Origin of the sequence: Gelidibacter algens (genome assembly GCF_001678675.1) — a bacterium.
Classification (GTDB): Bacteria; Bacteroidota; Bacteroidia; order Flavobacteriales; family Flavobacteriaceae; genus Gelidibacter; species Gelidibacter algens.
Window position 1 is genome coordinate 15339 of record NZ_LZRN01000002.1, and the last position, 16377, is coordinate 31715.

Below are 16377 nucleotides of genomic sequence, written 5' to 3' on the forward strand. Positions count from 1 at the left end.
GGAAGGGAGGCTTAGTTTTAGATAACAAATAGTTTACTAAACAACAGCTATTCAATACCATGTATAATCAATATCAAATATAAATCCTTTTACAAACTCAGGTTTGCAAAAGGATTTAATATTTGTCTGTCTATGATTAAATGCTATCGTCGTAATACATTAATTTTTCCGTACAAACAATATCCAAAGGAATATCAATAATTGCTGGAGGGGTTTCATTCATAACTAAATATCGGTATAGAAGTTCTATGCCTTGATAGGTTTGTTGGGAGGGTTGTTGATTGATTAAAAAATCAATAACTCCCTCATTTATGAGATCTTTGTTTTTTTGTAAAAGATCATAGCCAACAATTTTAATATTCTTGTTTTCTGTAAGAACTTCAGCAATCATGTAGGATTTTGAATTTGCCACAAAAATCCCATCTATTTCTGGTATAGAATCAATTTTGATTTTAATTTTTTTGATTAGGCGGGGGTCTTCTTCCGTAATTGTAAAAGTATCAACGACAATATCATTATTTTTTTTTTCGTCCGAGGAAAGCTTTAAAACCTTCTATACGCTTGAGAACACGATAGTTTGGGTTTTCTGCTTTTAAGATATTAATGATTAAATATTTTGTACCATTGTTATTACCGTATTGTAACAATTGAGCTGCTACCCGTCCACCTTGGTAAGAGTTTTGTCCAATATTTAGGATAGCTTCCGTTTTGTTTTCGTAAGAACCAATTAATACAAAAGGTATTTGTTTAGCCTTGCATTCATTTATAAAAGATGCAGATTCAGTAGGCATGACATCAGGGAAAAGAAGAGCAGCATCATTTTCTTCTAATAAAACTTTCTTACAAACTTTATTAAATGAGTTACTCTTATTCAAGTCATATAAATACACATTTATTTTTATGCCCAAAGATTTAAAATCATTCATGGCTTTTTTAACCCCTTGAAACGGATAGTGCCAAAACTCACCTTCCTTGTGTTGAGGTAGTAGTACAGCGATATTAAAAGTTTTATTTAAAACCAAATTCCGTGCATAGGTATTTGGAACATAATCTATTTTTTGCATGATGCTCTCAACAAGCTGTCTTGTATTTGCGGCGACATAACCTCTATTGTGTAAAACTCTATCAACTGTACCAATTGAAACGTTAGCCAATTCGGCAATCTTTCTTATAGTTGGTTTTGAATTCATGGTTATAAACTTATTGCCTATTTTATGTTTGTAAATATATTCGGTTTTGTGAAAATTAACAGAATATTTTTGTTAAAATAAAAATTTATTTAGGTTAGTTCGAGTAATATGTTATATTTGTGTTAATTAAAAAGTGTACGTTAACAATATGCGTAAAATAACAAAGCATTTTTTTTTACTTAAATTAAGTGTACGTTAACATGATTGTATTGAATCCTCTGGAGATGGCACAGTTTTAAGCTTTTATTCACAATAGTTTTATTGTTATTTATTTTTCAAGTTGAATATTAATCCTTCTAAATCCATAAACTATGAAAAAATTCTTTACCCTTTTATTATTTTTTAGTGCTGTTGTCATGCATTCACAAGATTATACAAATGGAAACTTAATAGTTTCTTACAATGTTGATACTAATAACTCTGGAGCGTACAGGAATTTGAGCTTACAAGAATATACCACTGGAACAACAGGAGTAATTAACAGCGCCACAGCAGTAGGTGCTGCAATAATTACTGGACGTATGGTTGATGATCGTAAAGCTGCTTATGAAGGTCAGATTAATACTTCAGAAGTCGGGAATTACATTGTGTTAACAGGACGTAACACTCTTGATGGTACGTCTGCAGGTACGGCACGTGCAGCGGCTCTTTCGCTTGTGCGTATTTCTAAAAATAAGACTATTGAATATTCTGATTTTCTACCTGCCGATGCTGCTTTTAATGGCGGAAGTGGTCGTTCAGTAGCTTCTGTTGATGGTACTACTTTTTTTATTGCTACTGCTGCTTCCAGTGCTGATGCTGGGGTGAGGCTGGCTACTTTTGGTAGTACATCAAATACTTCTTATTTCCCTGAAGGGGCTCGTTCTGTAGGTATTTGGAATAATGAGGTAGTTGCAACGGGTGGTAATGATCCTTCTACTTACATTAGTGGTGTAGCATCAACTCCTACTACTGCGCCAACTTCAACTGCTTTTACAGGATCTGCCGCTCCTAATAATTATTGCGGTCTTGTACTATTCGATGTCGACGCAGTGGAACCTGGTAATGATTTGATGTACGTTGCTCAAAGATTTAGTGGAATAGATAAATATTATAAAAGCTCAGGTGTATGGACTTATGTTAGTACAACAAGTACTGCTGATGATTATATTGGCGGCTTTACTGGTTTTCAAGCAATGACAGGAAGAATAGAAGGGGATAAGCCGGTTCTTTATGTAATTAAAATTGATGAATCATCTCCAAAGGCTAAAAGTACATTGTATCAAACAATTGATAATACGCCTAGAACAGGAGACTGGACTTCTGGTGGAGCAGCTAATCCGACATATACTGTAATTGCGACTTCTGATGCTGGTACCAATCAAACTTTCAGAGGGGTGACTTTTGCGCCTTCATCTACAACATTATCAACTAGGGATTTCAGTCAAGATGCTAAAGGATTATTAGTGTATCCTTCTCCAGATAAGAGTTCGGTTGTAATATCTAATAATAATAGGTCAGTATCTGTAATTGTTTTCAATGCTATAGGTCAAAAAGTATTGAGTGGTGCGTCAGATGGGGATCTTATTTTAAATATTAGTTATTTAAAATCAGGAATTTATATTGTTCGCACTTCTAATGGAGAAACAGCTCGTTTTGTGAAGTAGTTGTTGTTTCAACACTATAATTTTCAATTCCTTGCTAGAAGTGTATACGCTTCAAGCAAGGAAAATTTTAGAATTCCGAAACCACAAAATGACTAATAATAAATTAAAGACACAATTAATATTTAAATTGAATCAATAAAATTTGGTAATTTATTTAATTATCATTTAATTCGTGTGTACGTTAACGCAAAAGAGATTAGTGTATTTTACTCAAATAAGTGTACGTAAACATAAATAATTCAATAAAAATTTTATACTTAACTTTCAAATTAAATTGAATATGAAAAACACTTTTAGAATTTTTTTTCTTCTTGTTTTGGTTCTTGTTTCTCAGCAAATGGTTGGGCAGAACTTAAATAGAAGTGGAATAGTAACGGACAATCAAAATATAGCTTTGCCTGGAGTAAATGTTATAGAAAAGGGAACTGCTAATGGTGTTTCTACCGATTTTGATGGAAAATACTCAATTAATGTCTCAAATCCTTCGGCAGTTTTAGTGTTTAGCTCTGTTGGATTCTTAACACAAGAAATTAGGGCAGGACAGTCATCAACAATTAATGTTTCAATGGAAGAAGATGCTGCAAAACTTGATGAGGTTGTTGTTATAGGATATGGTACTCAAAAGAAAAAGGATTTGACAGGTGCTGTTGCTTCTGCTGATTTAAAGCAGTTTGAAGATTCTCCAAATACTAGTATAATACAATCGCTTCAGGGGTCACTTCCAGGGATTACTATTGGTCAGACCACAACTGCAGGTTCAGATCCTTCAATTTTAGTGCGTGGAAGAAGTACTCTAGGAGGAAATACGGGGGTTTTGATTATTTTGGATGGTGCTGTTTATCGTGGTGCATTTACCGACTTAAATCCAGCAGATATTGAGTCAGTGGATGTTTTGAAAGATCCTAGTAGTAAAGCTATTTACGGTGCTCAGGCCGCAAATGGAATTATCATGGTGACTTCTAAAAAAGGGAAAAAAAATCAGAAAACGGAGGTAAGTTATTCTACTTATTATTCCATGCAATCCCCTATTAAAGACAGAAAAACATTAAATAGAGCTGAATTCATAGAGTCCTCTAGGCTTAATCAATATACCAGAGGTTTTCTTGCCCCTGATTTTACCATACCTAATCCAAATTATGATTATTTGCTTGATAGTGGGGTAGCCGTATCTGCCGATCTTCAAAATTCAATTTCAAACGGGACCGATTTTGATTGGTTTGAGGCAGGTCAGAATAGTAGTCCTTATATCGTTGATCATCAATTTAGTGTTAAGGGGGGGGGTGAAAACACTTCATACTTTTTATCAGCAGGTTATACGGATCAACTTGGGTGGATAATTGGAGATAATTACAATCGTAAATCAGTACGTATTAATATAGATACTCAAGTTAATGATTGGTTAAAAGTGGGTATTAATACCTTTGGAGCTTTTTCTGACCGCTCAGGAGAATCACCTAACTTACAAACCTTTGTTTTAATGAGTCCTTTATATACGCCTACAAATGAGGACGGAACTTTTGTGATCAATCCAAGCGGAAGTTCTTTAACAAGTCCTTTTTTGTCTATACAGTCAGAAGATTTAAACAAACAAAATAATATTGGTGCTCAAGCTTATTTGTCTATTGATATCCCTGGAATTCGAGGATTAAATTATAGGTTAAATTTTAATAACAACTATCGTTGGTTTCAAGGGTATAATTCGAACATTTATGGAGCTAATGGTCTAGGGTCGGCTTCAAAGACTAATTCTTTTACATATGATACTGCTATGGATCATATATTGAATTATGATATTCATTTGGATGATGATCAGTTGCATGGATTGAAAGCCACCTTAGTCTATGGGTATAACAAAATTGAAAATCAAACGACAAGAGCTTCTGCAACTCAATTTGAAAATCAGTCTTTAGGATTTAATAATTTAGGTGTTGGTCTTATCCCTGTAGTTTCTTCAGGTGGTTATGAGGAATCTTTTCTATCAACTACCGCCAGAGTTATTTATGATTATGATGGTAAATATTTGTTTAATGCAAGCATTCGTAGAGACGGCCATTCCGCATTTGCAGAAGGTAATAAGATAGGTTATTTTCCTGCCCTTTCCGCAGGTTGGGTACTTTCAGAGGAAGCATTTTTATCCAAATATTCTAAAATTAATTTAATTAAATTGAGGGGCAGTTACGGGTTGAATGGAAATACTTCTCCTCGTTACTCAGCACAAAATACTTATGCGTCAAATCCTTCAAATCAATATGTTTTTGGAGATAATGCGCCAACAGTTAATAGCTTTGTTCTAAATAGATTAATTAGTCCAGATTTAACTTGGGAAAAAACAGAGGGTTACAATGTTGGTTTGGATTTTGGATTTTTTAGTAATCGTATTACTGGTAGTGCAGATTATTATTTATCAACTACTAGAGATTTATTATTTGATAGAACTTTAAGTGCTACATCTGGTGTTAATTCTATAAGGGTTAATATTGGAGAATTGCAAAATACTGGAATAGAGTTTAATTTGAACTTTAATCCGGTGAGAACTAAAGATTGGAATTGGGATTTAGGTTTCAATTTTTCTACAAATGATAATAAAATCACTCATTTAACTGGTGAAGATTTAGACAATGATGGTGTAGAAGATGATTTAGTTCAAAATAATTATTTTATTGGAAAATCAATAGGTACGGTTTATACTTACGTACAAGATGGGATTTATCAATTGGATGATGTTATCCCTACAGGTTATGAACCGGGTTCTTACAGATTTAAAGATCTTGATGATAACGGGGTTATAGATGAACAAGATAGGACTTTTATAGGGCAAAGAGAAGCCGATTATCAATTTGGTATTACCAATAATCTTACCTACAAAAATTTCTCTTTCAAATTCTTTATTAGTTCCATTCAAGGTGGTATTGGACCAAACGATCCTTGGGCAGGTGCAGGTGGTTTTTACGGTTTAACTACCTATGTAGGGAATAATCGTTTTAATGATATCGATTATTGGTCACCTAGTAATCCAAATGCTGAATTTAATAGAGCAAATTCAAATCTTGGTGGGGTTGATTTTACACCGTTTAAAGACAGAAGTTTTGTTAGATTACAAGATATATCAATAGGTTATACATTAGATAGAGATCTATTGGAAAAAATAAAATTAGTTGGTGTGAAATTTTATGTGAGCGGAAAAAACCTTGGAACTTGGACAAAATGGCAAGGTTGGGATCCAGAAACTGTTTCAGGTTTGGGAATTAATACTTCTACAGGTTTGCCAGTTATGAAGAGTTATAACCTTGGCATTGATATTACTTTTTAATAAATTCAAAATATATTTAAAATGAAAAAATCTAATTATAATAATTTTTTGTTGCATTGCTATCGTTGGTTGCTTTAGTTTCATGCAGCGAGGAGGAATTCTTAAATGAAGTTCCTGTTGATCTGTATACCGCTGAGAACGTGTATTCTAATCCTTCTGGAATAGAATCGGTATTAACCAATTTTTACGTTAGAGAACGTTTTATATACTATCAAGGTTTTGGCGATATTTCGTTCACTTTGCTTTATGGTACTGATGCTTTCTTTTCTTCTAGAGGGACTGGAACTACTGAAAAAATAGGTGCCTTACAAACTTCTTTATCACCTAGTACGTATCCATCAGAGTTCTTTTATCAAGAGAACTTTAAAATTGTAGCGGCGGCAAATCTATTAATTGATAATGTAAATAAATCTGCATTATCCCCAGAGCAAAAAACAGCGGTGATTGCGGAGTCTAAGTTCTTTAGAGCGAAAGCCTATCGAGATATGGTTTATTTATATGGAGGAGTTCCATTAGTAATAGAATTTTCTGCTGAGCCAGTATATGATCGAGTTCGTGCTACTAGAACAGAAATTCTGAATCAAATGGAAATAGACTTTAGAGATGCTGCGGATGGGATGCCTTCAATCGATAAAGTAAAAGACGGTAGGGTTTCTAACATAGTTGCCAGTTTTTATTTAGGTGAAACTTTGATGTCATTAGGGCGACCGGCAGACGCTGTTACCGAAATTTCTAAAGTAATAAATGATCCCAATGTTGGATTGATGAAAGGCCGTTTCGGTGCTCGTGCTACTGCTTCTGGTAAAGATGTATTTTGGGATCTTTGGCAAAGAGGGAACCAAAATAGGGCTTCTGGAAATAGAGAAGCGTTATGGGTGTGCCAGTTTGAGACTGATGTTCCAGGTGGAGCTATAGTATCAACTAATAAAATTGCGAATTTATTAGAGCGCCATCATGTACCTGCCGTTTGGACGCTTCAAGATCCTGATGGTAAGCCTGGTTTCTTAGGAAAACGTTCTAATGATAATGTTGGAGGAAATGGGGTTTCTTTCTTGCAACCTACAGCGTATACTTCAAATTCATCTGATATGCCGGGTGGTGGAATATGGCCTGCAAATTACCTTGGCGATATGCGTTGTAACGACAACAATTTCATAAAAGACTATGTCTATGATAATCCAGCTTCTGCTTTTTTTGGAAAAAAAGGATCACAATTCAGAGCGAAAAATACAGGAACAGGTATTGGTACTCCACTTGAAGTAGCAAACGCTGGTGGTTGGAGATTTTATCCTTGGTTTGTGAAGGCAACTACTCCTGGAGATCATCCAGTAGGGTTAATTGATCCAGCAAATCCTTTGCTTCTATCTAATGCCGCTGGGTCTACTTATCATGATATGTATTACTTGCGTTTACCAGAAGCCTATTTATTGAGAGCTGAGGCTTATTTAGCTGCAGGAAATACTGCTTTGGCAGCTGCTGACATTAATGAAGTTCGTTCTAGAGCTGGTGCCACTGATGTTGCTCCTGGAGATGTTAATATAGATTATATTCTTGATGAGCGAACAAGAGAAATTAATCTTGAAGAGCAACGTCATATTACTTTGCGCCGTGTAGGTAAATATGGAGAGCGTGTTGTTAAGTATAATTGGCTTACTGGCCCTACTTATGAACCTAAATATGATTTGTTTCCAATCCCTCAAAGAGAAATTGAAGCAAATAATGGGGCTGTATTGGAACAAAACCCAGGGTATAATTAAAATATTAATAAGTTGAGTTAGTTTGAATTTTGCAGCTATTGCTGTAAATGCCCTAGATTTACTTTTAGGGCATTTGTTTATCGTCAATTCACTTATATAGCAATTATAACTTCAACAAATTGTTATTAAATCTAAGAAAAACCATAGTGTTCAGAATTCATTTTTCAATGTTTATTTTAAAATAAACATCAATTATTTAATAGTAAAAACTTAAAGAAGTATGTCAACCCTTCAAACTCTAGATTATGTTTCAATCGGTATTTATCTTCTGCTCATGGCTGGGGTTGGTATATTTTTCTCATGGTTTATAAAAGATATTAAAAGCTATTTCACCGGTGGTAATACCATCCCTTGGGGTATTTCGGCGATTAGCAATTTTATGGGGTCATTAAGTACTTTTGTGTTTGTTGCTTATGCAGGGATTGCTTATAAAGATGGCTTAATAGGTGTGGTCGTTCTGTGGTGCACCATAATACCCTTTATTTTTGCAGCACTATTTATTGGAAAGCGCTGGGTACGCTCAAGAATTATGACCCCCATCGAATATTTAGAAATACGGTTCAATAGCAATATTAAGCAGTTATTTGGTTGGATGGGCCTTGGTATGAGGTTTCTAGATAACATGGTGAGACAGTATGCTATGGGTATTTTTTTGGTTACAGCAACAGATCTAAGTTTTTTTGAAGCTATTATATGGTCTGGAGTTATAACCACACTTTTCACAGTTATTGGTGGTGTATGGGCAGTTGTAGTTATGGACACTTTGCAGTTTATTATTTTAATTTTTGTATCAGTGTTATTAGTGCCACTTTCTCTGGAGGCTACAGGAGGGTTAAGTGCATTAATGACCAAACTTCCAGAACATTTTCAATGGTTTTCGGGAGCAAAAAGTCAACCTCTGTGGTTAATGGTTTATTATTTAATGATACTTTTTAAGTATAATGGTAACTGGGTTTTTATACAGCGCTTTTATAGTGTTAAGGATGAGAAGGCGGCTAAGAAGCTTGGATATTGTACCGCCTTACTTTTATTTGTTTTCCCAATTATCTTTTTACTTCCAGCTATTGCCGCTGCGGATATACTTCCAAATTTAGCTAATCCTGAGCAAGCTTATGTAGCTGTAGCTGTTAAACTATTGCCTGCTGGTTTATTGGGCTTAATGATTGCCGCTATGTTTTCTGCAACAATGTCTTCTTTAAATTCAGAGTTTAATGTGATGTCAGCTGTTCTTACAAATGACATTTATAAGAAATTAATAAACCCTAATGCATCCGATAAAAAACTGATTTTTGTTGCAAGGTTAAACATTATTTTAGTTGGGATTGTGGTTGTTATAGGCTCATTATATATGGGGAGATTAGGCGGTGCTTTTGAAGCCAATAAAATATTAACAGGGCTCTTTGCCATCCCTTTAGCCATTCCATTAGTTTTAGGGTTAATGTTTAAAAAGACTAATTCTGTAGGAGTTTTCTTTACTGTAGTTGTCGGTATTTTAACAGGTCTTATTTTTATTTCTTCTACTAGTGTATCATGGGAAATGGGCACATTAATTCAAATTGTTAGTTGTATCTCTTCATTCTTTTTGGCAAGTTATATTTTCAGATCAAAAGATGAGTACAAAAAACGAGTTGACACTTTCTTTACTAAAATAAATACACCGCTTCAAAAAAGTGAGATTAGTGATGGTGATCCAAAATTCAAATTAGCACTTTCAAATTTGTTCGCCATTGTTATAGCAGCGTCTGGAATTTTATTTTGTGCTATGAGTATCCCAACATTGTCCCAAAGTAGTGGGAAAATATCTTTTTACTTAGGAAGTGCATGTGTTGTTTTATCCATAATTATTAAGCTGGTTTTTACTGGAACTCTAAAATTTAAAAAGAACTAAGAAATGAATTTAAATAAAAATTTTATACATGATAATTTTCTTTTGGATAATGGGATGTCTCAATCATTATTTCATGAGGTAGCTAAAAAACTTCCAGTTGTAGATTTTCATAATCATATCAATCCACAACATTTAGCATCGGATAAAATGTATAACAATATTGCTGAACTCTGGGTTAATGAAGATCCATATAAACATCGTGCCATGAGAATTAATGGTCTGTTTGAAAACACCATTACGGGTAAAGAAACTAGTGATAAGGATAAGTTTAATGCTTGGGCACAAACATTACCAAAAACTATGGGAAACCCATTATTCCATTGGTCGTGTATAGAACTAAAACGAGTTTTTGAAATTGATGAATTGTTGACACCATTAAGCGCTGAACGTATTTGGAATACCTGTAACATTAAACTTAAAGATAAATCATTTTCAGCCAACCATATTATGAAACGCTGGAATGTAGATGCTATTTGTACATCTGATAGTTTTTTTGATGATTTATCGGTGCATAAACAAGCCTCCTTAAAAAGCGGATTTATAGTTTTACCCTCTTTAAGAGCAGATGAGGCCCTCGATATAGATAATTGGAAATCTTCGAAGTTTTTAGTTCAATTATCGCAATCAAATAAAAAGGAAATTAATACACTTGAAGACTTAAAATCTGCCTTACATGATAGATTAGAGTATTTTGATAAGCATGGCTGTAAATTATCTGACCATGCCTTAAATTCAGGGTTTACTTTCCAAGAATGTCCAGATGAAAAAGCAGCTTCAATATTTAAAAATATAATTGCCAATAAATCAATTACAGCTACTGAAACTGTTCAATTTCAATCTCATTTATTAGGCTTTTTAGGGAAGAGCTATAGCAATTTTGGTTGGACAATGCAATTGCACATTGGTGCACATAGAGAAACCAGTTGTCGTTTACGACGTTTAGCGGGACCCGCAGGAGGCTTTGCAACTATTGGTAAAACAGCAAACATTAAAAGTCTCTGTAGTTTTTTGAATACGCTTGAAAAAAGTTCACTACTGCCCAATGTGATTATTTTCACTTTAAATCCCTCTGATAATGAGGCGCTAGCGACCTTGACAGGCTCATTTGCGGAAGATGGTATACCAGGAAAAGTACAATTTGGACCTGCGTGGTGGTACAATGATCATTTAACAGGCATACAAGATCAATTAATGGCTGTTTCCAATTATAGCTTATTGAGCAGGTTTGTTGGTATGACAACAGATTCTAGAAGTATAATGTCTTTCTCAAGGCATGAATATTTTAGAAGAATCCTCTGTAATCTGATAGGTAACTGGGTAGAAAAGGGGCTGATACCAATGAATGAGGAAATTTTACATGAATTAATAACCGATATATCTTATACAAACAGCAAAAAAATAATTTTAAATGAAAAATAGCACAGTACAAAAAATAGCAGTAGTTACAGGGGCAGGAGGAACATTATGCTCTGAGATGGCCAAAGATCTTGCTAAGCAAGGCTATAAAGTTGCTTTATTAGGCAGGAGTTTAGATAAGCTTAAAATTGTTGAAGAAGAAATTAAATCTATGGGACAAGTAGCTATATCTGTTAGCACAGATGTATCTGATGAAGCTTCGGTAATAAATGCTCATGCTATTATTTTAAAAGAACTTGGAAGTTGTACTGTATTAATTAATGGTGCAGGTGGTAACCAGATGGAAGCCTTAACTAACATTACAGAATTTGATGATAGAGAATTAGATGGAGATGAAGCCATAAAGGGATTCTTTAATTTAAACATGGATGTTTTTAAAAGTGTTATCAATGTAAACACCATGGGGACAGTAATTCCTTCTTTTGTTTTTGGTAAGGATATGGCAAAACAAAAGCATGGGAGTATCATTAATATCGCTTCTATGAATAGTTTTAGACCACTTTCAAAAGTTGGTGCTTACGGAATGGCCAAAGCAGGCATAGCAAATTTCACTCAATGGCTTGCTGCGTATTTAGCACCAGCAGGGGTACGCGTAAACGCTATTGCTCCTGGTTTTTTCTTGAATGACAGAAGCATAAAAATAATGTTTGATGAAAATGGAAATAAAACGGATCGTGCTATTAATGTACTTGGGCATACACCTATGAATCGTTTTGGGGAAGCTAAAGAACTTATTGGATGTATGAACTGGCTCATTGATGAAAATACAGCAGGTTTCGTAACAGGAATAGTAGTTCCAATAGATGGCGGTTTTTTAGCAAGTTCTGGAGTTTAATATGAATATCAGATCATGAAACAGAAACTTTTAATGCTATAGTTATATTTTCTATCATAGAATTATTGGGCATTAGCATTCTGGTAATGTATTCTAATTTATTACAAAAAATTATGAAACAGTTTATATACATAATAATAGTATCCTTGTTTACATACTGCAATAGCAATGGACAGGATAAAGAAAACATGGGGCTATCATTAATTGGAAAAATACAACCCCGAAATGCAAAAGACATTCAATCTTCCAATTGGATAATTGGTTGTGAAACACTGGATAGGGATTATGCAAATTATGATTCTTATAAGGATTATTTAGATCCTCTTGGAATTAAACGTATCCGACTTCAAACAGGATGGGCAAAAACTGAAAAAGAAAAGGGCGTTTATGAGTGGGAATGGCTAGATCATATCATAAATGATGCTACTAAAAGAGGATTGCAGCCATGGATGCAATTGTCATATGGCAACACTATTTATGAAGGCGGCGGTGGTATAAATTTGGCAGGAGGTATTCCAATCTCAGATGAAGCATTAAAGGCTTGGGATAATTGGGTTGCTGCCAGCGTGAAAAGATATAAAGACAAAGCCATTGAATGGGAAATATGGAACGAGCCAAATTTTGGAGATAATACGATGAATACTCCTGAAATTACAGCCCATTTAAATATTAGAACAGCCGAAATCATTAAAAGTATCCAACCTGAAGCTAAAATATCCGGCTTAGCTATGGGGCATATTGATTTGGATTTTGCAGATGATTTTTTCAAAATAATTGCAGATCAAAATAAAATGTATTTGTTCGATAATATGGGGTATCATGATTATGTATATAATCCAGATTCAAATTACGATAAAGTTGAAAAATTAAAGAACATACTACATAAATATGCACCTAATATGCCTTTAAGGCAAGGTGAAAATGGAGCTCCTTCTATGGGAGGTAAGGGAAGAGGAGCCATTGGCGATCATGATTGGGCTGAAGTTTCACAAGCAAAATGGGATACGCGAAGAATGTTAGGCGATTTGGGTCATGATATAGAGAGTAGTGTGTTTACCATTATTGATATAGCATATACAGGAGGCCCTATAACAAGAATTAATGTAAAAGGACTCATTGCATCTGATTCAACCCAAAAAGCCATCAGACCAAAAATAGCCTATTATGCGGTACAACATGTAGCTTCCATTTTTGACAATTCGTTGGAACGAATAAGAAATGTAAAGGACTCACATAATAAGACTTATATTCCAGAAAACCCTGAAGATGTTGCCGTTATAAAAAGCACCGATAGAGCAATGGCTATTTACGGTTACCGACACAAGTTGAGTAAACTTCAGGTATTTACCATTTGGGAAAGTGAATGTATTCCGAGTAACTCTATGGAGAAAAATACCTTCGATTTCACCATAGCCAATGGTAATTTTAATGATCCCGTTTATGTGGATATCATAACAGGTGAGGTGTATGCCATTCCCAAAAAACAGTGGTCTAAAAATGAAAAAGTATATACTTTTAAGGATATCCCTATTTATGATGGGCCTATTTTACTTGCAGATAAAAGTATCATTAAAATAACATCAGAATAATAAATAATAATTTAAATCATAATAATCATGAGCGTAGATCAATACAAAAAAGAGGTAAGTATGATGAAGTTGGACAAACTTACTGAAATGAGAGAAGGGGTTTCAACAAAAAAATTTCCAGTTTCAGATAAAGAAATTTTAGAACGTTATGAGCAATTATATACTGGGGCAATCAATGATGTGCTTAGGGAGTTTTGTTTATTAAACCAAGCATTGCCTAATCATATAATTCCATTAAGAGAATATACTACCGTTGCAGGCTTTGCTTTTACAGTAAAAAGTTCACCTAATACCAAAGTAAGTGGAGAAATGGAATATCGTTCTCAAATGCTGGATGAAATGCATGAAAATGCTTTTGTAGTTTGGGACACCAGTAATGATGAGCAATCAACAGCTTGGGGCGGCGTCATGACTGCCACTGCGAAAGGAAAAAAAATCAAGGCTGCTTGTTTAGATGGTGGGATTAGAGACACGCATCAAATTTTAGAAGCCGATTTTCCAGTGTTTTACAAGTATCGCCATTCTAATGGGAGTTTAGGACGTTGTTTAATAACACATTATCAAATAGCTCTTCAAATTGGAACTGTTGTAATTAAGCCTGGAGATATTGTTTTAGGAGATGTTGATGGTGTTTTGGTAGTGCCAAGAGATATTGCCTATGAAGTATTAGTGCGTGCTGAAGAAATTAAAGAAAATGAAAAGAAAATATTTGGTTGGGTTAAGGAAGGTCAAAGTGTAAAAGACATAACTGACAAAGGAGGTTATTTTTAATATGAAATCGCCATTAACAACAAGTTTGCGCAAGCAAAGCCATTGAAGATAAGGCGATACCATATGACCTTAAAAAAACAAATAATTATCTACATATGAAATTATCTATTTTTGTTTTTTTGGCAATACACCTGATGAGAAGTGGCAATTATGCCGTCAAATGGGTATTCATAATGCCATAGCCAAATTAGCACCAGAACTAACGGGAGCTCCCTCCATTGATGATTTCGAGTCTTTTTCAAAATCAAAAGATATTTATGAAAAAGAGGGTTTTAATCTTTACGGTTTAGAAGGCGATCAATTTGATATGCATAGAATCAAACTTGGACTGCCAGGAAGAGAGCGAGATATTGAAAAATATCACAAAATGTTGGAAAATATGGGTCGCCTTGGTGTGACTTTGCTTTGTTATAATTTTATGGCAACGGGGTGGTATAGAACAAACAAGAATATTTCAGAAAGAGGAGGTGCCTTGGTAAGCGGTTTTAATTATGACACTTCCAGACAAGAGCCATTATCAAAATGGGGAACATTTTCTGAAAATCAAATTTGGGATAATTACCAATGGTTTATAGAGCAGGTAATGCCGGTTGCTGAGGCCAATGGGGTGAAAATGGCTTTGCATCCGGATGATCCACCAATTAGTCCTGTAAACGGGATTGGTAGAATTTTAACCTCTGCCAAAGCCATGGATCGAGCACTATCACTATCTAACAGTCCTTCTCACGGATTAACATTTTGTCAAGGAACATTTACTACAATGAATGAAAATGTTTCTGAAATGATTCAAAAGCATGGTAAAAATGGTAAAATATTTTTTGTCCACATTAGAGATGTTGTAGGAACACCAGATAATTTTAGAGAAACATTCCATGACAACGGCCCAACCGATATGTTTAAAATGATAAAAGCGTATAAAGACGTTGGTTTTGATGGTCCTTTACGTTCAGATCATGTGCCAAGTATGGCAGGAGAATCGAATGAACATATGGGTTACGAAATGAAAGGTAATCTTTTTGGGATAGGTTACATTAAAGGATTAATGCATGGCTGTGGCATAAAAACACCTTAGCCTTTCCGTAGATGGCTTTTTTTGATAAAAATTAAGATGAAAAATCTATTTCTAATTTTAAGTTTGTTAATACCGTTATCTGCTTTTTGTCAAGTACAGGATAGAACCTTTAATCACCCAGATAAAACCGAATACCCAAGTAAAATGCCATCAAAAGAGCATGTTTGGATTTTTATTTTGGCGGGTCAGTCTAATATGGCTGGAAGGGCATTTGTAGAACCAAATGATACGATATCCAATCATCGCATATTATCTATTAATAGTAAAAGTGAAATTATTTTAGCTAAGGAACCATTACACTTTTATGAACCAAAAATGTCTGGATTGGATTGTGGCATGGCTTTCAGTATTGAAATTCTTAAACATATCCCTGATTCCATTTCAGTTTTGTTGATCCCTACGGCTGTGGGTGGTAGCGCTATTGATAAATGGGTAAACGATTCCATACATAGAAATGTAAAACTTTTTTCGAATTTTAAAGATAAAGTTGAATTGGCAAAAAAATATGGCACAATCAAAGCCATACTTTGGCATCAAGGAGAAAGTGATGCTAAGCCACTATTAATTACCACTTATAAGAATAAATTACAAGCGTTATTTAAGAAATTCAGAAATATTATTGACAATCAAAACTTACCCATTTTAACGGGTAATATTGGCTTCTTTAAAGAGCATGATTCAGATAAAAAAAATATCAACCAACAAATTAATGCACATGCTTTCAATGATCCAAATACCTATTTAATTACTACTAAAAATTTTAAAAGTGTTGGTGATAATTCGCATTTTAATTCGAAAGCACAACGAAAAATGGGAAAACGATTTGCTAAAAAATATTTAAAAATAATAAATTATTAATGTCTTATGACATCTGAAAATTCACTTACATGAAAATCCTGAAAG

Annotated in this window: 12 protein-coding genes; 10 read left to right on the forward strand and 2 right to left on the reverse strand. The window is 34.3% G+C overall.

Going from position 1 to position 16377, the window contains the following annotated elements; translation table 11 throughout:
* Positions 1–136: 136 nt before the first annotated feature.
* Together A9996_RS20785 and A9996_RS20790 are read right to left on the reverse strand one after the other, a co-directional pair.
* The gene (locus A9996_RS20785; RefSeq protein WP_346210579.1) at positions 137–511 is read right to left on the reverse strand and encodes a substrate-binding domain-containing protein; all 375 of its coding nucleotides are present in this window, start codon (positions 509–511) and stop codon (positions 137–139) included.
* A 4-nt stretch (positions 512–515) separates the two neighbouring features.
* A complete protein-coding gene (locus tag A9996_RS20790) occupies positions 516–1190 on the reverse strand; it encodes a LacI family DNA-binding transcriptional regulator (protein WP_066429955.1) in 675 nt (224 codons plus the stop codon).
* A gap of 311 nt (positions 1191–1501) precedes the next feature.
* Here A9996_RS20790 and A9996_RS00995 point away from each other — a divergent pair, with 311 nt between their 5' ends.
* The 10 genes from A9996_RS00995 to A9996_RS01040 all read left to right on the forward strand — a co-directional run bounded on the left by A9996_RS00995 (position 1502) and on the right by A9996_RS01040 (position 16332).
* Complete coding sequence (locus A9996_RS00995) at positions 1502–2836, forward strand: T9SS type A sorting domain-containing protein (protein ID WP_066429957.1); 1335 nt, start codon at positions 1502–1504, stop codon at positions 2834–2836.
* Between the two features lie 280 nt (positions 2837–3116).
* Entirely contained in the window at positions 3117–6146 is a 3030-nt protein-coding gene (locus A9996_RS01000) for a SusC/RagA family TonB-linked outer membrane protein (protein WP_066429960.1), read from the forward strand.
* Between the two features lie 65 nt (positions 6147–6211).
* On the forward strand, positions 6212–7903 hold the full coding sequence (locus A9996_RS01005; RefSeq protein WP_169817227.1) for a RagB/SusD family nutrient uptake outer membrane protein: 1692 nt from the start codon (positions 6212–6214) through the stop codon (positions 7901–7903).
* A gap of 220 nt (positions 7904–8123) precedes the next feature.
* Complete coding sequence (locus A9996_RS01010) at positions 8124–9791, forward strand: sodium:solute symporter family transporter (protein ID WP_066429964.1); 1668 nt, start codon at positions 8124–8126, stop codon at positions 9789–9791.
* Positions 9792–9794: 3 nt separating this feature from the next.
* Positions 9795–11210: a glucuronate isomerase gene (uxaC, locus tag A9996_RS01015; RefSeq protein ID WP_066429965.1), complete on the forward strand. Its 1416-nt coding sequence runs from the start codon at positions 9795–9797 to the stop codon at positions 11208–11210.
* A complete protein-coding gene (locus A9996_RS01020; protein ID WP_066429967.1) occupies positions 11200–12042 on the forward strand; it encodes an SDR family NAD(P)-dependent oxidoreductase in 843 nt (280 codons plus the stop codon). The genes uxaC and A9996_RS01020 overlap by 11 nt, the downstream gene beginning before the upstream one ends.
* A gap of 113 nt (positions 12043–12155) precedes the next feature.
* On the forward strand, positions 12156–13631 hold the full coding sequence (locus tag A9996_RS01025) for a glycoside hydrolase family protein (protein ID WP_066430243.1): 1476 nt from the start codon (positions 12156–12158) through the stop codon (positions 13629–13631).
* 27 nt (positions 13632–13658) lie between these two features.
* On the forward strand, positions 13659–14402 hold the full coding sequence (locus A9996_RS01030) for an RraA family protein (protein ID WP_066429968.1): 744 nt from the start codon (positions 13659–13661) through the stop codon (positions 14400–14402).
* 103 nt (positions 14403–14505) lie between these two features.
* Complete coding sequence (locus tag A9996_RS01035) at positions 14506–15474, forward strand: mannonate dehydratase (RefSeq protein WP_282955918.1); 969 nt, start codon at positions 14506–14508, stop codon at positions 15472–15474.
* 36 nt (positions 15475–15510) lie between these two features.
* The gene (locus A9996_RS01040) at positions 15511–16332 is read left to right on the forward strand and encodes a sialate O-acetylesterase (protein ID WP_066429972.1); all 822 of its coding nucleotides are present in this window, start codon (positions 15511–15513) and stop codon (positions 16330–16332) included.
* Positions 16333–16377: the final 45 nt, after the last annotated feature.

Coding starts and splice junctions, on each gene's coding strand:
- A9996_RS20790 (WP_066429955.1), bottom strand. CDS start 1,190: ATGAATTCAAAACCAACTATAAGAAAGATTGCCGAATTGGCTAACGTT.
- A9996_RS00995 (WP_066429957.1), top strand. CDS start 1,502: ATGAAAAAATTCTTTACCCTTTTATTATTTTTTAGTGCTGTTGTCATG.
- A9996_RS01000 (WP_066429960.1), top strand. CDS start 3,117: ATGAAAAACACTTTTAGAATTTTTTTTCTTCTTGTTTTGGTTCTTGTT.
- A9996_RS01010 (WP_066429964.1), top strand. CDS start 8,124: ATGTCAACCCTTCAAACTCTAGATTATGTTTCAATCGGTATTTATCTT.
- uxaC (WP_066429965.1), top strand. CDS start 9,795: ATGAATTTAAATAAAAATTTTATACATGATAATTTTCTTTTGGATAAT.
- A9996_RS01020 (WP_066429967.1), top strand. CDS start 11,200: ATGAAAAATAGCACAGTACAAAAAATAGCAGTAGTTACAGGGGCAGGA.
- A9996_RS01025 (WP_066430243.1), top strand. CDS start 12,156: ATGAAACAGTTTATATACATAATAATAGTATCCTTGTTTACATACTGC.
- A9996_RS01030 (WP_066429968.1), top strand. CDS start 13,659: ATGAGCGTAGATCAATACAAAAAAGAGGTAAGTATGATGAAGTTGGAC.
- A9996_RS01040 (WP_066429972.1), top strand. CDS start 15,511: ATGAAAAATCTATTTCTAATTTTAAGTTTGTTAATACCGTTATCTGCT.